Annotated in this window: 19 protein-coding genes; 4 read left to right on the top strand and 15 right to left on the bottom strand. The window is 64.3% G+C overall.

Annotated features, from left to right (window positions below; genetic code table 11):
* Positions 1–162: 162 nt before the first annotated feature.
* The 8 genes from B2V21_RS06930 to ccmA all read right to left on the bottom strand — a co-directional run bounded on the left by B2V21_RS06930 (position 163) and on the right by ccmA (position 5,899).
* Positions 163–651: a cytochrome c-type biogenesis protein gene (locus B2V21_RS06930; RefSeq protein ID WP_286916423.1), complete on the bottom strand. Its 489-nt coding sequence runs from the start codon at positions 649–651 to the stop codon at positions 163–165.
* On the bottom strand, positions 614–1,225 hold the full coding sequence (locus B2V21_RS06925) for a DsbE family thiol:disulfide interchange protein (protein WP_286916422.1): 612 nt from the start codon (positions 1,223–1,225) through the stop codon (positions 614–616). The genes B2V21_RS06930 and B2V21_RS06925 overlap by 38 nt, the downstream gene beginning before the upstream one ends.
* 9 nt (positions 1,226–1,234) lie before the next feature.
* A complete protein-coding gene (locus B2V21_RS06920; RefSeq protein ID WP_286916425.1) occupies positions 1,235–3,151 on the bottom strand; it encodes a heme lyase CcmF/NrfE family subunit in 1,917 nt (638 codons plus the stop codon).
* A gap of 11 nt (positions 3,152–3,162) precedes the next feature.
* On the bottom strand, positions 3,163–3,606 hold the full coding sequence (gene ccmE, locus B2V21_RS06915; RefSeq protein ID WP_282348532.1) for a cytochrome c maturation protein CcmE: 444 nt from the start codon (positions 3,604–3,606) through the stop codon (positions 3,163–3,165).
* Positions 3,603–3,779 carry a heme exporter protein CcmD gene (gene ccmD / locus B2V21_RS06910; RefSeq protein ID WP_056843526.1) on the bottom strand — a complete coding sequence of 59 codons (177 nt, stop codon included), beginning with the start codon at positions 3,777–3,779 and terminating at the stop codon, positions 3,603–3,605. Before ccmD ends, ccmE begins: the two co-directional genes overlap by 4 nt.
* Positions 3,776–4,540, bottom strand: coding sequence for a heme ABC transporter permease (locus B2V21_RS06905; protein WP_286916424.1), 765 nt, complete (start codon positions 4,538–4,540; stop codon positions 3,776–3,778). The genes ccmD and B2V21_RS06905 overlap by 4 nt, the downstream gene beginning before the upstream one ends.
* 61 nt (positions 4,541–4,601) lie before the next feature.
* Positions 4,602–5,270, bottom strand: coding sequence for a heme exporter protein CcmB (gene ccmB / locus B2V21_RS06900; protein ID WP_286916421.1), 669 nt, complete (start codon positions 5,268–5,270; stop codon positions 4,602–4,604).
* Entirely contained in the window at positions 5,267–5,899 is a 633-nt protein-coding gene (ccmA, locus tag B2V21_RS06895; protein WP_286916420.1) for a cytochrome c biogenesis heme-transporting ATPase CcmA, read from the bottom strand. Before ccmA ends, ccmB begins: the two co-directional genes overlap by 4 nt.
* Positions 5,900–6,069: 170 nt before the next feature.
* Between ccmA and B2V21_RS06890 the strand changes: the two genes are divergently transcribed.
* The 4 genes from B2V21_RS06890 (at position 6,070) to B2V21_RS06875 (ending at position 13,802) form a co-directional block, all read left to right on the top strand.
* The gene (locus B2V21_RS06890; protein ID WP_286916419.1) at positions 6,070–7,635 is read left to right on the top strand and encodes a flagellar hook-length control protein FliK; all 1,566 of its coding nucleotides are present in this window, start codon (positions 6,070–6,072) and stop codon (positions 7,633–7,635) included.
* Positions 7,632–7,952 (top strand): EscU/YscU/HrcU family type III secretion system export apparatus switch protein, encoded by a 321-nt coding sequence (locus tag B2V21_RS06885; protein WP_049858770.1) that lies wholly within the window; start codon positions 7,632–7,634, stop codon positions 7,950–7,952. Before B2V21_RS06890 ends, B2V21_RS06885 begins: the two co-directional genes overlap by 4 nt.
* A 186-nt stretch (positions 7,953–8,138) precedes the next feature.
* Positions 8,139–10,889, top strand: coding sequence for a dermonecrotic toxin domain-containing protein (locus B2V21_RS06880; RefSeq protein ID WP_286916418.1), 2,751 nt, complete (start codon positions 8,139–8,141; stop codon positions 10,887–10,889).
* Positions 10,890–10,976: 87 nt separating this feature from the next.
* Entirely contained in the window at positions 10,977–13,802 is a 2,826-nt protein-coding gene (locus B2V21_RS06875; protein WP_286916417.1) for a dermonecrotic toxin domain-containing protein, read from the top strand.
* Positions 13,803–13,859: 57 nt separating this feature from the next.
* Here the strand turns inward: B2V21_RS06875 and B2V21_RS06870 are convergent, their stop codons facing one another.
* From B2V21_RS06870 to B2V21_RS06840, 7 genes are all read right to left on the bottom strand, one after another.
* Positions 13,860–14,252, bottom strand: a complete 393-nt coding sequence (locus B2V21_RS06870; RefSeq protein WP_049858773.1) for a DUF2802 domain-containing protein — start codon at positions 14,250–14,252, stop codon at positions 13,860–13,862.
* A complete protein-coding gene (locus B2V21_RS06865; RefSeq protein WP_049858774.1) occupies positions 14,253–14,732 on the bottom strand; it encodes a chemotaxis protein CheW in 480 nt (159 codons plus the stop codon). It lies immediately after the preceding gene.
* Between the two features lie 40 nt (positions 14,733–14,772).
* The gene (locus tag B2V21_RS06860; protein WP_286916416.1) at positions 14,773–15,657 is read right to left on the bottom strand and encodes a CheW domain-containing protein; all 885 of its coding nucleotides are present in this window, start codon (positions 15,655–15,657) and stop codon (positions 14,773–14,775) included.
* The gene (locus B2V21_RS06855) at positions 15,657–16,445 is read right to left on the bottom strand and encodes a ParA family protein (protein ID WP_282348539.1); all 789 of its coding nucleotides are present in this window, start codon (positions 16,443–16,445) and stop codon (positions 15,657–15,659) included. Before B2V21_RS06855 ends, B2V21_RS06860 begins: the two co-directional genes overlap by 1 nt.
* Before the next feature lie 49 nt (positions 16,446–16,494).
* On the bottom strand, positions 16,495–17,379 hold the full coding sequence (gene motD, locus B2V21_RS06850) for a flagellar motor protein MotD (protein WP_286916415.1): 885 nt from the start codon (positions 17,377–17,379) through the stop codon (positions 16,495–16,497).
* 11 nt (positions 17,380–17,390) lie between these two features.
* Positions 17,391–18,131: a flagellar motor protein gene (locus B2V21_RS06845; protein WP_286916414.1), complete on the bottom strand. Its 741-nt coding sequence runs from the start codon at positions 18,129–18,131 to the stop codon at positions 17,391–17,393.
* On the bottom strand, positions 18,131–18,720 hold a 590-nt coding region (locus B2V21_RS06840; RefSeq protein ID WP_286916413.1), incomplete at its 5' end, for a chemotaxis protein CheB. The genes B2V21_RS06845 and B2V21_RS06840, both read right to left, overlap by 1 nt.

Raw genomic sequence — 18,720 nt, 5'->3', positions numbered from 1 at the left:
CGTCCGGCGTGCCGACCAGCAGGTACAGCGCGCCACCGGCCAGCCCAAGGGCCAGCATCGCGATCACGAAGGGGCGGCGTTGGCCGCCGGCACGCAGCGGCCACAGCACGAGTGCCGCCACGGCAGCGGCGACGACCGCGGCACTCAGGGCCATCCAGAGACTCACCAGCGCTCCTCGCTCTTGTCCATCGGTTCGATCCCGCGGCTGCGACGGCGCACCACCCAGATCAGCACGCCCGCGCTGATCAGCAGCGCCACCGGCGGGCCGAACCATAGCAGCGCATTGCGCGCCTCCATCGGCGGCCGGTACAGCACGAACTCGCCATAGCGGTCGACCAGGAACTGCTTGATCTGCGCATCGCTGTTGCCCTGCTGCATCAGCACCAGCACTTCGCGGCGCAGGTCATGTGCGATCTGCGCATTGGAATCGGCCAGTGACTGGTTCTGGCACTGCACGCAGCGCAGCTCGGCGGCGAGTGCGTGGAAGCGGGCTTCCTCGGCGGCATCGCGGTACTGCAGCGGGGTCGGGTCGGAGACGGCCTGCGCCATCACCGGCCCAGCCACAGCCAGGGTCAGCGCTATCAGCGCGACACCGCCCAGGCAGACCAGGCGCTTACGGCGAGGCGGGCAGCGGCGGCTGGGCATTGGCATGGGCACGCTCCACCTTTTCCAGTTCCGGGATCAGCTGGGTATCGATCACGCGCTGGCTGAGCGCGCCGCTGTACTTCCAGCGCACCACGCCACTGGCGTCGACCAGGAAGGTCTCCGGCGCGGCAGTGACGCCCCAGTCGATCGCGGTACGGCCTTCGATGTCGCTCAGTACCAGCACGAACGGATTGCCCAGTTTTTCCAGCCAGCGCAGCGCATCGGCCGGCTCGTCCTTCCAGTTGTAGCCGATCACGCGCACGCGTTTGGTTTCGGCGAACCTGGTCAGGATCGGATGCTCCTCGCGGCAGGCCGCGCACCAGCTGCCCCACACGTTGAGCACGTAGGGCGCACCACGCAGCTCGGTACTGCTGACCTTGATGTGCGGGTCGTGCAGCACCGGCAGTTCGAAGGCCGGTGCCGGCTTGCCGATCAGCGCCGACGGCAGCACGTCGCGGTCCGGCGCGCCGGATTTCATCACCCCGTAGATCATCAGCCCCAGCAGCCCGAAGAAGAACAGCACCCCGATGACGATGGCCACGGGCGGCAGCGGACGGGAGGCAGTGCGGGGATCGGACACGAGAAACTCCTAGGGACGGCGGAAACGACGGTCGGCGGCGGTGACGAAGCCACCCAGTGCCATCAGCAGCGCGCCCAGCCAGATCCAGCGGACGAACGGTTTGATGTGCACGCGCACGGCCCATGCATTGTTGCCCAGCGACTCGCCGAGTGCCACGTAAACATCGCCGTTGAGGCGAGCGTGGATGCCGGCTTCGGTCATCACCTGCCCGCCACTGGCGTACAGGCGTTTTTCCGGATGCAGCAGGGCCAGCTGGCGGTCATGCTGGAACACGCGCAGGTGGCCGCGATCGGCGACGTAGTTCGGCCCCTGCTGATGGTCCACGCCTTCGAAGCGCACTTCATAGGTACCCACCACCAGCGATTGCCCGGGAGCGAGCGCGACTTCGCGCTGCACGTTCAACGCTTCCACCAGCAGCGCGCCGGCCAGGAATACGGCCACGCCGCCATGGGCCAGCAGCATGCCGACCATCTCGGCAGTGAACCTGCCGTTGCCGCGCAGGCGGGTCCAGACGAAACGCCCGGTACCCAACGCCACCCAGGCCGCACCGGTCACGCCGGCAGCGGTCTTCAACGCGCCCTGCGGCGCCATGAAGTACGCGATCACGCCCAGCAGCAGCGCCAGCCCCGCCCACGGTGCCAGCATCGCCAACCGCCGCGAGGCCTGGTCGCGCTGCCAGTTGACCAGCGGCCCGAACGGCAGGAGCGCCACCAGCGGCGCCATCAACACCACGAACAGCGTACCGAAGTAGGGCGGGCCGACCGAGACCTTGCCCAAGCCCAGCGCATCGGCCAGCAGCGGGTACAGCGTGCCGAGCAGCACCATGCCGCAGGCGGCGGCGAGCAGCAGGTTGTTGGCCAGCAGCAGGGTCTCGCGCGAGGTCGGCAGGAAGCCGCGGCGCGGATCGTCACTGGTCAGCGCGCCGGCCCGCAGCGCGTACAGCAGCAGCGCACCGCCGATCACCAGCGCCAGGAAGATCAGGATGAAGGTGCCGCGCGAGGGGTCGGCCGCGAACGAATGCACGCTGGTCAGCACGCCCGAGCGCACCAGGAAGGTGCCGAGCAGCGACAGCGCGAACGCGGCGATCGCCAGCAGCAGCGTCCAGCTGGCGAAGCTGCCACGTTTCTCGGTGACCGCCTGGGAATGGATCAGCGCCGCACCGGCCAGCCACGGCATGAAGCTGGCGTTCTCGACCGGGTCCCAGAACCACCAGCCGCCCCAGCCCAGTTCGTAGTACGCCCACCACGAACCCAGGGTGATGCCAATGCCCAGAAAGCTCCAGGCCACCATGGTCCAGGGGCGCGACCAACGGGCCCAGGCAGCGTCCAGCTTGCCGCCCAGCAGCGCGGCGATGGCGAAGGCGAAGGCGACCGAAAAACCCACGTAGCCCATGTACAGCATCGGCGGATGGACGATCAGACCGATGTCCTGCAGCAACGGGTTGAGGTCGCGGCCGTTGGCCGGAATCTGCGGTAGCACGCGGGTGAAGGGGTTGGACGTGAGGATCAGGAACAACAGGAAGCCAACGCTGATCATGCCCATCACTGCCAGCACCCGCGCCAGCATGACCTGGGGCAACTGCCGCGAGCGGATCGACACGGCAAAGGTCCAGCCGCCCAGGATCAGCGCCCACAGCAGCAAGGAGCCTTCGTGGGCACCCCATACGGCGCTGAACTTGTAATACCAGGGCAATGCGCTGTTGGAGTTCTCGGCCACGTAGCGCACGGAAAAATCGTCGCTCAGAAAGCTCGCGGCCAGGCAGGCGAATGCCAATACCAGGAAGGTGAACTGGCCCCAGGCAGCCGGCCGTGCCAGGCTCATCCACAGTCGATCACCGCGCCATGCGCCCACCAAGGGCACGCTGGCCTGAACCAGGGCCAGACACAGCGCCAGGATCATCGCCAAGTGGCCCAACTCGGGCACCAGCAGAGCACCGATCATTGTGAAGCTCCCATTCGGCCGGAATCCTTCAAGGCCTTGGTGACCTCCGGCGGCATGTATTTTTCATCGTGCTTGGCCAGTACCTCATCCGCCTCTACGACGCCGTCGGCGTTCAAGGTGCCCAGAGCGACGATGCCCTGCCCTTCGCGAAACAGATCGGGAAGGATCCCACGGTAGGTGATCGTGACGCTGTGCTGAAAATCGGTGACCACGAAGCGCACATCCAGCGAGTCGCCGGAGCGTTGCAGCGAGCCCTTTTCGACCATGCCACCGGCGCGAATGCGCGTGCCCGTCGGCGCCTCGCCATTGGCGATCTGCGTTGGCGTGTAGAACAGGTTGATGTTCTGCTGCAATGCGCCAAGGGCCAGTCCGACGGCCAGGGCGACGCCGGCCACCAGGGCGAGGATCAGCGTCAGGCGTTTGCGCCGTTGCGGTTTCACGGTCGGCCCTCCCGGCGCAGGCGTCGCGCCTCTTGTTGCAGATAGCGTCGCCGGGCCAGCAGCGGCCCGACCACGTTGACGATCAGTACCAGCAGGCACAGGCCATAGGCCGACCAGACATAGACGCCATGGCGGCCCATGCTCAGAAACTCGGCGAACGAAGTGAAGCTCATGGGCCGACCCTCGGTTTCAGCTCACCGGCCAGGTATTCCTGAACCCAGCGGCTGCGAGCCTCGCGCCGGAGCACTTCCAGGCGCATGCGCAGCAGCAGTACCGCACCGAAGAAACAATAGAAACCCAGGACCGTGAGCAACAGCGGCAGCCACATCTGCGCGGGCATCGCCGGTTTTTCGGTCAGGCTGAAGGTGGCGCCCTGGTGCAGGGTGTTCCACCACTGCACCGAGTACTTGATGATCGGAATGTTGATTACGCCGACGATGGCCAGCACTGCGCAGGCCTTGGCCGCGTTCTCGCGATTGCCGATGGCCTGGCCCAGGGCAATGAGCCCCAGGTACAGAAACAGCAGGATCAGCATGGACGTCAGGCGCGCATCCCACACCCACCAACTGCCCCAGGTCGGCTTGCCCCAGATGGCGCCGGTGGCCAGCGCCAGCACAGTCATCCAGGCGCCCACGGGGGCGGCGCATTGCAGTGCGACGTCGGCGATCTTCATCTTCCAGACCAACCCGACCACACCGGCCAGGGCCATCATCACGTAGCAGGACTGGGCAAGCATGGCCGCAGGCACGTGGATGTAGATGATGCGAAAGCTGTTGCCCTGCTGGTAATCCGGCGGAGCGAAGGCCAGGCCCCACACCACACCTGCACCGATGAGCAACGCCGCTGCCATGCCCAGCCAGGGCAGTATCCGCCCGCTCAGGGCGTGGAACGCCTTGGGCGAGCCGAGCTTGTGAAACCACGTCCAGTTCATCACCTTGTTCTTCATGACCCCGTATTCAAAAGCATGAGCCGGTCGCACACCCGGCCTCGTCCGTTCATTCGCCGACACTGATCTTGAGCCCGGCCGCGATCGCGAAAGGCGCCAGGGTCACGGCCAGTGCCGTCAGGCTGCTCAGCCACAACAGGTAGCCAGCGGTCGGCAGCTGCTGCAACGACGCCTGCAGCGCGCCAGTGCCCAGAATCAGCACCGGGATGTACAGCGGCAACGCCAGCAAGGCCAACAACAGACCACCGCGCTTGAGCCCGACGGTCAGCGCAGCCCCCACCGCGCCCAGCAAGCTGAGCACCGGCGTGCCGAGCAGCAACGAGGCCAGCAGCACCGGCAGGCATCGTTCAGGCAAGCCGAGCATCAGGGCCAGCAGCGGTGAAACCAGCACCAGCGCCAGCCCGGAGAACGCCCAGTGCACCAGCACCTTGGCCAGCACCAGCACTGGCAATGGGTGTTCGGACAGCACCCATTGCTCGAGCGAGCCGTCTTCCAGATCGCTGCGAAACAACCCGTCGAGCGATAGCAGCATCGCCAGCAACGCGGCCACCCACACCAGGCCTGGGGACAGACTTTGCAGCAGCTGCATCTGCGGTCCGACGGCCAGCGGGAACAGCGCAACCACGATGGCGAAAAACACCAGAGGATTGGCCAGCTCTGCGGGTCGCCGACACAGCAGTCGCGCCTCGCGCTTGAGCAACAGGACGAAGACACTCATGCCGCGCTCGCATCCAGTTCCAGTCGCCGGTAGCGATTCGGCGTCTGCCCCAGCACATGGTGTGTGGTCAGCACCACCATGCCGCCTTGCTCGCAGTGATCGACCAGGTGCTGCTCCAACTGCTCGACCGCCTGCGCATCGAGCGCGGTGAAGGGTTCGTCGAGAATCCATAACGGCGGGCCGGGCAGATACAGACGGGCCAACGCCACGCGGCGCTGCTGACCCGCCGAAAGGATACGGCACGGCACGTCTTCGAAGCCGCGCAGACCGATGGCCGACAGGGCCGTCCAGATCTGCTCTCGACTGGCGGGCGTATGCAGCGCACAAAGCCAGGCGAGGTTTTCCTCGGGGCTGAGGGCATCCTTGATACCCGTCGCATGGCCGATCCACAGCAGCTGACCGCCACGCTCGCTGCGCTGCGCGTGCAGCGCCGGGCTGGCAAAGACGACCTGCCCATCGGCGGGCTGCATCAGCCCGGCCAGCACGCGCAGCAGACTGGTCTTGCCACAGCCGTTGGGTCCGCACACCTGGAGCATGTCGCCCGCGGCCACCTGGACCTGCAGATGCTCGAACAGCAGGCGCCCATCGCGGTCGCAGGCAAGATCGGTGGCGTGCAGGTATGGGGTCAAGAATCCGCCTCATCGGGTTCGGTCGCAGGTTACGGCACCGTGCCGCACTCAAGTTTCGCAGGGCAAGGCCGCTATACTCCCATGGCGCTGTGTAGCAGAGCCGGCCGCCGTGGCCGCGCATTATACATGCGCAGTCTCTGCCCAAGGGCGTAACCGACACAGGTTTCATCATGCCTGACCTGATCAGCAACCTCGCCGCGCTTCCCACCGCCAGCGGTGCCGCGCGCGTCAGTGCGTCGAACACCGAGACGGTGAAGATCACCCAGCCCCTGGACAGCCTGCTGGCCCTGGGCGAGACGGTCGATGCCGAAGTGGTGTCGGTCAAGGCCGGCGCGCAGGACTTTCAGTTGCTGTTGCGCCTGAGTCTGGCCGGCGGCGGCGTGGCGACGATCACCGCCAGCAGCCTGCAGCCCGTGCCCCAAGGCACTGCATTGCTGGTCTCGCACCTGGCCGGTGGCGCGGCGTTGGTCACCACCCAGGAACGCGGCAATGGCGCACCGGTGCCCCTGACACGCATAGACACCCAGGCCCTGCCGGTCGGTACGCTGTTGCAGGGCAAGGTCAGCAGCAGCCAGATGCTGCCGCAGATCGCCGGGCAACCGGCGGTGTACAAAGCGATGGTGACCTTGCTCAATACGGCCCAGGCCGGCAACATTCTGGCCATCGAGAGCCCCCAGCCACTGCGCCTGGGCAGTCTGCTCAGCGCCCAGGTGATGAGTGACCAGAGCCTGAATTTCGTGCCCTTGAGCGGGCGCATGGACCAGTTGGCCGTGGCCCAGCAACTGGGGGCCCAGCAAGCCCGGCAGGGTTCGCTCGACAGCCTGCTGAGCCTGGTGCAGAACCTGAGCCAGAACCCCGACCTGGCGCCGCCGACCCGCGCCGGCCTGGAACGCCTGTTGGCCAGCCTGCCGGAGGTGCAGCAGATGGCCGATCCGAAAACCGTCGCCCAGGCCGTGGTCGCCAGCGGCGCGTTTCTGGAAGCCAATCTGCTCAACGGACAACCGGCCCCCGATCTCAAGTCGGCGCTGCTGCGCCTGATGGCGCAGATCGCGCCGGGCGCGCTGCCCAATCCGGCGGCACAACCGGCGGTGGCGGCCAATGTCCTCGCTCAGGTCTTGCCGGGCCGGGTGCGCAATGCCCTGAATGCCTGGGGGCAGGTCAGCGAAAAGACCGTGCCGGTGAGCTTCCCCCTGCCCGCCCGTACCGCGCAGAAAGGCGAAGGCGAAGACGACCTCGAACACCTGCTGCGCCTGGCCGGTGCAGCGGTGGCGCGGCTGCAGAGCCATCAGCTCGCCGGTCTGGAGCAAACCGGGCGCACCCCCGATGGGGCCACGCAGACCACCTGGCAACTGGAAATTCCCATGCGCCATCTGCACGACTTCATCCCGCTGCAGGTCAAGGTGCAACGCGAAGACCCGCCACCGGACCAGCAACCCCCTGACAAGAACGAGCCCAGGCCCGCCCAGGAAAAGATCTGGCGGCTGGACCTGGCCTTCGATCTGGACGCACTGGGCCCGCTCCAGGTGCAGGCGCAACTGGCCCACGGCAGCCTGTCCAGCCAACTGTGGGCACAGCGTCCGGCTACCGCCCTGCTGATCGAGAACCAACTGGACAATTTGCGCCAGCGCCTGCAAGCCACCGGCTTGAACGTGGCTGATCTGCAATGCCATCAAGGCAGCGCACCGCAAGGTGCACGGACGCGACTGGAGCAACGCTGGGTGGATGAAACCGCATGAGCGAACGAGCCCCGCGCCAAGCCATCGCCCTGCGCTACGACGGCCAGAAGGCCCCTACCCTTACCGCCAAGGGCGACGATGAGCTGGCCGAAGCGATCCTGGCGATGGCCCGCGACTATGAAGTGCCGGTTTACGAAAATGCCGAGCTGGTGAAGATGCTCGCACGCATGGAACTGGGCGACAGCATCCCCCACGAGTTGTATCTGACCATCGCAGAGATCATCGCCTTCGCCTGGCACCTGCAGGGCAAGACCCCTGCCGGGTTCGAGCTTGCGCCCGCGCCGAGCGAGCGCGACATCACCCCCAAGGCCCCGTAGCACCTGGGCCTTGGGGCTTTCCCAAGGCTTTGGACCAAGCCTGCGTCCGGCGTCTCCGAGGCCCTCCCGAGACCGGTTCCCCGGCCACACCGGCAGCCGCTGCCCTACATAGTTACCACGTCCCTTGGCTGCGCCAACCGAATCATGGCCTGGCACGACTTTCCGTGCCTACAGAGGAATACCGCCATGACTTCCCGATTCATCAGCGCGCAAGGCGTTCAAACCGTCCGCGACTCCCTCAAGGATTACCCCCGGCCCGACCGCGCCGCCGCCGATGCGGTGCGCGCGTGGGCCTTGAAGCAAGGCCTGGACCTGAACCCGGACAACGTCGATGCCGTTACCCTGCACTATCAAATCAAGGGGCAACGCTGCATCGCCCGTGTCGTGCAAAAGCTCACCCTGACTCAGGCACTGTTGTCCAACTGGCAGGGCGAGTCGGACAACAACCTGATCGGCGCTGCGCTGCACGAGGCCTGGGCGGGCCATCCACCGCCTTATCCGATCACCCTGGTCGACCACCTGGACGAACACAGCCTGTTCGACAACAGCGCCGAGTACCTGGTGTACAACGGCCTCTATCGGCAGGTCAGCCCGGCAAGCTATGACGCGGCGCACCATGTGCGGCTGGGCGCCGAGGCGTTTCAAAGCTTCATCTGGCACCTGGACTTCCACAAACCCTACAAGCAGATGCTTAAGACCTACTGGAAAGACGGGCTGCAGGCGTACCGCGATGCGGCCAAGGTCAATTTCATCGCTGCCTGCAACATGCAGATCAGCGAAGCCAGCCTCTCCGATGCCGGCCGCGTCCTGGCCTGGCAGGTCGCCGGCCTGCTGCCGCGTCCACATGGCGTACACGTCGCCTGTCTGAACATCTACGGTTATGTCGCCACCAACCTGTTGTGCCTGAAGAACAACGAGACGGGGCTGACCCTGCTTTACATCCCTGGCAACAGCGCGCCGTTCCACGAGTTCACCGACGAATCGTCGATGGCACGCTGGGTGGCCGAGCAGTGCTGGCATCCGCGTACCCGTCAAGCGCTGGAAGACCATTTTCCACCCGGTGACGAGGCCGATACGCTGGGCTTCAGCGGACTCAATACCGCGCTGACGGGGCTGGGCCTGTACCCCGGCTATCACCATTTCGATCCTGACAAGCATCCCGGTTTCGCCACCAGCGGCCTGTGGGTGCCGCACGACACGGTCAATTACCGGACCAGCAAATACAGCCCGCCCATCGAAGGCGACCTGTTCATGGCCATGGCTCGCCATCAGAAGAAGCGCAGCGAGCAGGATGCCGAGTTCATCATCAACACCGACAGCTCGGTGACCAAGGAAAAATGGCGCGGTTATTTCACCTCGGCAATCAACACCCTGGCACCGATTGCGATGGTGGTGCCGGAACTGGCGCCGATCTTTGCCCTGGGCGGCATCGTTCAACTGGGCCTGGGTCTGGATCGGGCGATCAACGGCAAAACCCTGGAGCAGCGCGCAGCAGGCGCGGACGATGCCATCTGGGGCCTGCTCAACGCGACGCCCCTGCTGCACGTGCAGATCCCGGAACGGCCGGCCATCTTCCGTTTCAAGCGACCCGAGTTCGTCATCCCGGCACGCATCAATGGTCAGATCGGCTACCCCTTGAGCCCGGTCCAGCCGCCACACCTTCCACCGATCGAACCGATTCTGGAGGAGGCCTTCAGCCTGCCCACCGCCGTGGCACCCGTCGCCGAAGCGCCTCGAGACATCGCCGATGCAGTGATCAGAGTGCCAAGCTACAGTGGCAAAAAAGATGTTCTGGAATGCGAAATCGGTGGCTATGTGGCCGACGTCCATTACGACATCGAATATAACGCCTTCGTCCACAGCTCGGACCTCAACGAGATCGAACCACCCTACTACATCGCACCGCGGCCCGGTGAACGGTCACTGACGCGCCTGAAGGACGTCGACCGCCCGGTCACCGATGCCCAGCGCATGGAGACCCTGCAGGGCCTGGGGGTCGATTTGATATTGCCCATGAGTCTTGGCGAGTTGCGGCCGCCGGCGATGAAACCCATTCCCAAGCAGATCTCCTGCATCTGGGTGGGCGACAAGGTGATCAGTCAGCCGCTCCTGGAGAATGTAGGGCGCAATGCGGCCTTGTTGCGCGAAAGCGATTACGCGTATCGCATATACCTCTCCACGGCCTCGCCCGAGGTCTATGCGCGCAATGTCGAGTTACTGGCCCAGCACGCGCCGTCCATGCAGGTCCTGCCGCTTGAATCTCAGCCGCTCTATGCTGAGTTCAAACAAAGCCGCTACTACCGTCAATACAAGGCTGCCATCGACGGCAATGGCGGCGTGGGTACCAATTTCGCGTCGGCATCGGATGTGCTGCGTTATCGAGTGCTTTACAGCGAAGGCGGGCTGTACATGGACATGGATGACAGCATTCTGCGGCCTGGGCAGCGAACGCCGCTCGGGCAGCCCGCCGAGTCCATCGACGCGGTGCCCCTGCAGACCTCGAACAGAGGCTTGATTCTGTCCGTGCCGATGTCAAACGAAACCCTGGGCATGAACATCCAGTATGGCAACAGCATGATCGGCAGCCACGCAGGCAACCCGACCTTGAATGCGATATCGGACACCATGCTGGAACGCTTCGAGGCACAACCGGATTTCTATGACAGCCGTCCGGATCCGCGCCAGGATCTGGAGGGTTTCCATCGCTATGCCATCGACTTGAACCATATCAGCGGCCCCGGCGCGCTAAACGACGCCATTACTCACCGGCTACTCGAGCTGGCGCAGTTTCGCGAAGTGTGGAATATCTCGGCACTGCCGATAAGGGACAACACGGGTGTGCTCGACTGGTCCGGGTTCCGCGAAGCCTATCAGGCACTGACCCCGCTGAACCGGTTTTCCCAGGTCGGCAGCAATTTGAGCTGGGCGCACACCTGATTGATACCTCCCCTACATAATCACCGCGCTCGCGGTCGTCCATAACGCCACCCTCCAAGGCCTCTACAGCAGGCCTTGGAGCCTTTCATGCACGCCAACACTCCCGCTATCAATGCCCACGCCGTTGCCTTCGCACGCGCGCTCGCACCCGAACTGCCGCGGCCCGACCATTGCGCTGCCGCAGCCCTGACCCAGTGGGCCAAACGCTGCGGCATGATCCTGGATCCCGACCAGATCGACGTTGTCACGCTGCACTACCAGCAGCATCGGGGTATCTGGCAGGCCGTCGTGGTCCAGCAACTGTCCCTGAGCCAGGCACTGATCGAAAACTGGCAAGGCGAATCGACCAACAACCTCTTCGGCGCCCTCCTGCATTCACCCTGGGCTGGACACCCACCGCCAACGCCACTGCTGATCACCGATAGACTGCACAGCCGCGCTGCACCGCAATACGGTCAGGATTACCAAGTGTTCAACGGCCTGTACCGACGTACCCATCCAATGCGGTACGACGCCGACAATCGCCTGAACCTGCCCGCCGAAAGCTTGCAGGCATTCATCTGGGAGCAGGACTTTCACACGCCCTACAAACAGACACTGGATGCTTTCTGGCGCGAACATTTCCAGGCCTATCGCAAGGCAGCTTTGCTGGGTTTCATGGCCGCGAGCAACCGTCAGGCCATGCAAGGCAGCCTGTCGGCTGCCGGCCAGCGGCTGACCTGGCAAGTCGCAGGCCTGGTGCCCCCGCCACGCTGGTCGGATTACGGCCGAACGGCGCAGACTCGCTCGGTCATGCGCGTGGCGCCGCTGAACATCTATGGCTATCCGGCCACGGATATTCTGTGCATGAGCAATGCGCACACCGGCCTGACCGTGCTGTACATCCCCGGCAATAGCGCGCCGTTTCACGAGTTCGTCGACGAGCCCTGCATGAAGGTGTGGATCGCCGAGCAGTGCCGGGATGCCGCCAAACGTGAGGCCTTGCAGGCCCATTTCGCGCCACGCGATGTGGACGACGGCCTGAGCTTCAGCGGTTTGGCCACGGCTCTGCGCGGACTGGGGCACTACCCTGACGCTGATCGCCTGCCTGACAGCCACGCCGGTTTCGCCACCAGCGGCGTCTGGCATCCGCAGTCCACCATCAACTACAAGCCCGACAAACACAGTCCTGCGATTACCGGCGATGTCTTCACCGCGCTGACCAAGCGTCAGCAGAAGCGCTGCTATCAGGACGCCGACTTCATCATCACCCGTGATCGCGACGTGGAAAAAGCACAGTGGCGGCACTACTTGAGTTCGGCCATCAACACACTGGCGCCGCTGGCCTGCATCGTGCCGGAACTCGCGCCGCTGTTCGCGGTGGGAGGGTTCGCGCAGTTCGGGCTGGCGCTGGACGCCACGATACAGGCCAAAACCCTGGAGCAGCGCGTGGAGGGCGCCGAAGGCCAGGTCTATGGTCTGCTCAATGCGTTGCCGATGTTGCACATGGCGACGCTCAAGGCGTCGATCTTTCGCTTCGAAGATCCCGCCATGGTGCCGGCCTACGAGCCGCAGGATTTCGTGCCGCCACGCAAAATCAACGGTCAGATCGGCTACCCCTTGAGCCCCACCGCACCGCCGCGCCTGCCGGTCTTGTCGGCAGACGAGCTGAAAGCGTTCTTTTCATTACCCTCCCATGTCGAGCCGCTGCCCGGAGGCGACCCTCGAATCGGCGAAGCGGTCATCCGCCTGCCCAAATACGACGGGGGCTACGACGTTCTGGAAAGCCAGGTGGATGGCTACCTCACCTCACTGGCCTGGGATGTGGAAACCAACACCTTCGTACCGCGTTCGGGCTTGAACGACGTGGAGCTACGTCATCTTCAGGCGCCAGCACAGGGTCGCCAGATGGTGGACGTGGCAGCGCCAGCCACTGCCAGCCTGAAGCAGCGAGAAGACACCCTGCTGGCCCTCGGTGTGGACCTGAAACTGCCCGTCAATCTCAGCGATCTGAAACCTGAAGGTGGCACGCCGATTCCGAAGAAGATTTCCTGCGTATGGGTAGGCAACAAGCTTATCGGACCTGAAATCCTGGAAAACCTGGGTAACAACGCGGCCATCGTCAAAAACTCTGCCTATGACTACCAGCTGTACCTGACCCAGACAAACCCGCAGGTCTACGCGCAGAATGTCGAACGACTGGCCCGCCACGCCCCGGGCCTGAAGATCCTCGCGCTGGAACAGCAGCCGTTCTATACCCAGTTCGCCGACAGCCAATACTTCGCCCAATACCAGGCCGCACTCGACGGCAACGGCGGCGTGGCCACCAACTATGCGTCGGCCTGCGACGTGTTGCGTTATCGCCTGCTGCAGGCCGAAGGCGGCGTGTACATGGATGTGGATGACAACCTGCTGCGGCCGGGCCAGCGGGCCGAATACGAAGGCGTTGCTTTCGGTGCGCCCGCCGTACATCTCGACGAAGCACGGTTGTTGGCGACACCCGAAAGCCTGGTGCTGTCCACGCCCGTGTCCAATGAACTGATGGGCATGCGCCATGAATTCAACAACAGCTTCATCGGCAGCCATGCCGGCAATCCGACGCTGGATGCAATCAGTGACGAGATCCACGCACGGTACCAAGCCAACCAGGATTTCTATCACAGCCGCCCGGACCGGGAGGCCGACCCGCAGGCCTTTGCCCAACATGCTCGACGGCTGAGCTACATGACCGGCCCCCGGGTGTTGAACGACATCATCCAGACACGCCTACCGTACCTGAAGGTCTTGGCGCAGCTGCGCAACTTTGCCGTGTGTCCGACCGTGAATGGGCATCTGATCGCGGAAAAATCCGCCATCGGCGAGGCGTTCAGGCAGTGCCTGCCGTTGGAGTCCATCGGGATGGTACGCGGCAGCCTGAGCTGGGCCTCTACCTGATAGAAGCGCTGCGAGCACACCGCGATTGCACTGGGCTGGGGGATGGCCGGGACCGAATCAACCGCGGTGCAGCTTGCTCATGAGTTCGGCCTCGGCCTGGGTCAGGCCGCAAGCCTGGGTCAGCTCATCCACCGAGGCGCCCATGGCCACCAACTTGCCAGCTTGGGCAAACGACAAGCTGCCCGGGTCGCGTTGCTCGAGTTGCGCCAGCTTCTCGGGCAGCGGTCCGACCACCGCGCGCAGTTCGTGCAGCGCTTCGCCCAGACGCACGTTGAGGTTTTGGTAGTCATCCAGGCGCTTGGTCAGCTCGCGCAGCCGCTGATCACGCAGCGCGTCGCCGGCCGCCTGCTCGGCGGCCAACAGGCGCTGGCTTTTCTGATAGGACAGAAACAATGACACCGTTCCGACCCACAGCACTGCCAGCAGGACTACCGCGACCTCGAAGATCACTCAGATATTCTCCAGCTCGGACCACTCTTCTTCGGACATCATCTTGTCCAGCTCTACCAGAATCAGCAACTCGCCGTTCTTGTTGCACACGCCCTGGATGAACTTGGCCGACTCGTCGTTACCGACGTTGGGCGCGGTCTCGACTTCGGACTGGCGCAGGTAGACGACCTCGGCGACGCTGTCGACCAGAATCCCCACGACTTGCTTGTCGGCCTCGATGATGACGATGCGCGTATTGTCGCTCACATCGCTGGACTGCAAACCGAACCGCTGGCGCGTATCGATCACCGTGACCACGTTGCCACGCAGGTTGATGATGCCCAGCACGTAGCTGGGTGCACCGGGCACCGGCGCGATTTCGGTGTAGCGCAACACCTCCTGCACCTGCATCACATTGATGCCGTAGGTTTCATTGTCCAGACGGAAGGTGACCCATTGCAGAATCGGATCTTCGGAACCTTGGGCAGACGACTTCTTCATGCTACTAACCCCTCAAATGCCTTGACGGCGGCGTGTTCATTCAATGCTTTATGACCGTGTTGGTGCTGCTGGTGGCAGGCTTGCCCGGCGCCGAATCGACCGCGCGCAGATGCCGCGCACCGCCACTGGCGATCAGTTCCGCCAGCTCGGCGACGTCCAGCAGCGCGCACATATGTTCGATGACCGTTCCTGCCAGCCATGGGCGCTGGCCACGCTGGCCGCGCCACTTGATCTCGCTGGGGTCCAGGCGCAGCGAGCGACTGACCTGATGCACGGCCAGGCCCCACTCGTAGCCCTGCACCGAAATGACGTACTGCAAGCCTTCGCGAAAGTCATCGCGGTAGCGATCGGGCATGACCCAGCGCGCGGTGTCGAGCACCTTCAGGTTGCCGCTGTTGCTGGGCAGGATGCCGAGAAACCAGTCAGGCTGGCCGAACAACGGCGTCAGGGTCTGACCGGCCAAGGCGTAGATCGAGCCCAGGCACACCAGCGGTACCGCCAGGGTCAACCCGGCCACGTCGAACAGCAGGCACTCGAACGGCTCGGCCGCCCAAGTGGGACGGCCATCGACCGCTGCCAGCAACGGCCGTGTGGTGGCAGTCGGCAGATGGACGTCGGCCACGGGCGAGACGCGTTCGGGCTCGGCGGTGGACAACGGATCGGCGACCGGCATGGGTATTGGCGCTGACTGCAATGGCACTGGTTCTGGTTCCGGTACCGGTACCGGTTCGACGGCTGGAGCTGGCGTCGACTGCAGACTGAGGGCGTCGCGCGCCTGCTCCTCGAGCACGGCGGCCTGGAATTCGTCGAGCCGGTCCAGGCTGGGTTCCGGTTCGAGTGCTTCGGTGGCTTCGTGCAACAGGCTGTCCAGATAGGACTGCAAGGCCACCTGCGGCCGCTGGGCAATATCGACGGGACGGTTCATCAGGCTACCTGCGCGACAAGTTGTTGAGCCAGCAAGTGCTTGAGCAAGGCACGGTAGGCGACCACGCCGCGGCTCTTGCCGTCGAAGCGCGAGGGTGTCTGTCCGGCCCGGCTGGCATCGCGCAGACGGGTGTCGACCGGGATGTAGCCCGGCCACAGATGTTGCGGGTAATCGTCGCGCAGGGTGCGCAGGGTGCTCAGCGATGCCTGGGTACGACGGTCGAACAGAGTCGGGATGATGCTGTACGGCAACGCCTGGCGCCGCGAACGGTTGATCATGGTCAAGGTGCTGACCATGCGTTCCAGGCCCTTGACTGCCAGATGCTCGGTCTGTACCGGAATCACCAACTGCTGGCTGGCCGCCAAGGCGTTGACCATGAGCACACCCAGCAACGGTGGGCTGTCGATCACGGCGTAGTCGAAATCCTGCCACAGTTGCGCCAGCGTCTTGGCGATCACCAGGCCAAGCCCGCTCTGCCCTGGCTGTTGCCGCTCCAGCGTGGCCAGTGCGGTACTCGACGGCAGCAGCGATACGTTGGTTTCACTGGTCGGCAGCAGCAACTGGTGAGCGAGGCCTGCGGGCACCGCGCCCTTGTGCAGGAACAGATCGAAACAGCTGTGCGCCAGCTCGTCCGGATTGTGCCCGAAATAACTGGTCATCGAGCCGTGTGGATCGAGATCGACCACGACCACGCGCTTGCCTGCCTCGGCCAGCAAACCCGCCAAGGCGATCGAGGTCGTGGTCTTGCCGACCCCGCCTTTTTGATTGGCTACTGCCCAGACTCTCATGATGGTGGTTTCCCCTCGGTCAACAGCCACCGAGACAGTGATGCTTCATTTATGGGCCGGGCGGCGGACTTTTGACAGAGCCAGCCGCCGACGGCGCGTTTAGCGGCGTCAGTGCAGTTTGTGTGCCAGCACGACGCAACGCCGCATCCGGCTGCGCATTGGCACTGCCGGAACTGGTGATGCTGCGACGTACGTCCAGGTTGCGTGAAATGACCAGCACCACTCGACGGTTGCGCCCTCGCCCATCGGCGGTGGCATTGTCGGCCACCGGCTGGAACTCGCCATAGCCCACCGCAGCCATGCGCCGTGGGTCGATCCCCTCCAAGGCCATCATGCGCACGATACTCGCCGCCCGTGCGGTCGACAGCTCCCAGTTGGTCGGGTACTGCGCCGTGCTGATGGGCTGGTTGTCGGTGAATCCCTCGACATGCACCGGGTTGTCGAAAGGCTTGAGAATGGTCGCGACCTTGTCGATGATCGAAAACGCCATGTCGCTGGGCATCGCATCGCCGCTGCCGAACAGCAGGCTGGACTTGAGCTCGATCTCGATCCACAGCTCGTTGCCCCGGACCGTCAATTGATCCGAGGCGATCAGGTCGCCGAATGCCTGACGCACATCGTTTGCGATGGTCTGCAGTGGATCGGCCGCCTCGCCGATGGCCGCTTCCGACTGCTCGCTGTCGGTCACCAACGGCTGCGCCGGGCGGGTCGTCAAGGGTCGCTCCTCGCCGATAGGGATTGGCCGCGGGCTGCGGTCCGGGTCGTTGAAGACCCCGACCAGCGCTTGCGAGAGCACCTTGTACTTGCCTTCGTTGATCGACGAGATCGAATACATCACCACGAAGAACGCAAACAGCAAGGTGATGAAATCGGCGTAGGACACCAGCCAACGCTCATGATTCTCCGGCTCTTCAACGCGACGACGACGGGCCATGGCTTGCTCTCCTAGTCGAGGTAGCCTTGCAGCTTCATTTCGATGGAGCGCGGGTTCTCGCCCTCGGCGATGGATAGCAGCCCTTCGAGCAGCATTTCCCGATAGGCCGCCTGACGCTGGGCCAATGCCTTGAGCTTGTGAGCCACCGGCAACAGCAGCAGGTTGGCGCTGGCCACGCCATAAATGGTCGCCACGAACGCCACGGCGATACCATTGCCCAGCTGGCTGGGATCGGCCAGGTTGCCCATGACATGGATCAGCCCCATGACCGCGCCGATGATGCCAATGGTAGGTGCATAGCCACCCATGCTTTCGAACACTTTGGCCGCTTGCAGATCGCGGGTTTCGCGGTTGTACAGATCGACTTCGAGAATGCTGCGGATGGTTGCCGGTTCGGCGCCATCGACCAGCAGCTGCAAGCCCTTGCGGGCATAGTCGTCGGGCTCGGCTTCGGCGCTGGCTTCGAGGCCCAGCAAGCCTTCCTTGCGCGAGACCAGGCTCCAGTTCACGACGCGATCGATACCGCCGGCCATGTCGATCCGGGGCGGAACGAGGATCCAGCGGACATTGTGCAAGGCCCGCTTGAACGCGCTCAGGGGCGACTGGATCAGCGCCGCAGCCAATGTTCCCCCAACCACGATCAGCGCCGCCGGACCGTTGAGCAGAGCCGACAGATGGCCGCCTTCGAGAAAGTTACCACCAATGATGGCGACGAACGCGAGGATGATCCCGATCAGGCTCAAGACATCCATCAGCCGCACGCCTCGACCAGGTGCCGACCGATGTCGTCGAGGCTGTAGACGGCGTCGGCCAGGCCGGCCTTGACGATGGCCATGGGCATGCCATAGATGACGCAACTGGCTTCGTCCTGGGCCCAGATCTGACTGCCGCCCTGCTTGAGCAGACGCGCGCCCTCTCGCCCGTCGGCGCCCATGCCGGTGAGTACCACCGCCAACACCTTGTCGCCGTAGGACTTGGCTGCCGAGCCGAAGGTGATGTCCACGCACGGTTTGTAGTTCAGCCGCTCGTCACCCGGAAGGATCTTCACCGCGCCACGGCCGTCGATCATCATCTGCTTGCCGCCGGGCGCCAGCAAGGCCAGCCCGGGACGCAACACGTCACCGTCTTCGGCTTCCTTGACGGTAATCCGGCACAGTTTGTCCAGCCGCTCGGCGAAGGCGCGAGTGAACGCGGCCGGCATGTGCTGGACCAGCACGATGGGCGTTGGAAAATGCGCAGGCAGTTGGGTGAGCACACGCTGCAGGGCCACTGGCCCGCCGGTGGAAGTACCGATCGCCGCCAGCTTGTAGGCGTTGCGCTTGGGTGCGGGAGAGCGGCTGG

This window comes from Pseudomonas sp. UBA6276 (assembly GCF_002438365.1).
Taxonomy (GTDB): Bacteria; Pseudomonadota; Gammaproteobacteria; order Pseudomonadales; family Pseudomonadaceae; genus Aquipseudomonas; species Aquipseudomonas coleopterorum.
Note: the sequence above shows the minus strand (reverse complement) of the source record. Positions and strands in the feature narration are given on the sequence as shown.

Coding starts and splice junctions, on each gene's coding strand:
- B2V21_RS06855 (WP_282348539.1), bottom strand. CDS start 16,445: ATGAGAGTCTGGGCAGTAGCCAATCAAAAAGGCGGGGTCGGCAAGACC.
- B2V21_RS06880 (WP_286916418.1), top strand. CDS start 8,139: ATGACTTCCCGATTCATCAGCGCGCAAGGCGTTCAAACCGTCCGCGAC.
- ccmD (WP_056843526.1), bottom strand. CDS start 3,779: ATGAGCTTCACTTCGTTCGCCGAGTTTCTGAGCATGGGCCGCCATGGC.
- ccmB (WP_286916421.1), bottom strand. CDS start 5,270: ATGAGTGTCTTCGTCCTGTTGCTCAAGCGCGAGGCGCGACTGCTGTGT.
- motD (WP_286916415.1), bottom strand. CDS start 17,379: ATGGCCCGTCGTCGTCGCGTTGAAGAGCCGGAGAATCATGAGCGTTGG.
- B2V21_RS06860 (WP_286916416.1), bottom strand. CDS start 15,657: ATGAACCGTCCCGTCGATATTGCCCAGCGGCCGCAGGTGGCCTTGCAG.
- B2V21_RS06885 (WP_049858770.1), top strand. CDS start 7,632: ATGAGCGAACGAGCCCCGCGCCAAGCCATCGCCCTGCGCTACGACGGC.
- B2V21_RS06865 (WP_049858774.1), bottom strand. CDS start 14,732: ATGAAGAAGTCGTCTGCCCAAGGTTCCGAAGATCCGATTCTGCAATGG.
- B2V21_RS06930 (WP_286916423.1), bottom strand. CDS start 651: ATGCCAATGCCCAGCCGCCGCTGCCCGCCTCGCCGTAAGCGCCTGGTC.
- B2V21_RS06875 (WP_286916417.1), top strand. CDS start 10,977: ATGCACGCCAACACTCCCGCTATCAATGCCCACGCCGTTGCCTTCGCA.
- B2V21_RS06845 (WP_286916414.1), bottom strand. CDS start 18,131: ATGGATGTCTTGAGCCTGATCGGGATCATCCTCGCGTTCGTCGCCATC.
- B2V21_RS06890 (WP_286916419.1), top strand. CDS start 6,070: ATGCCTGACCTGATCAGCAACCTCGCCGCGCTTCCCACCGCCAGCGGT.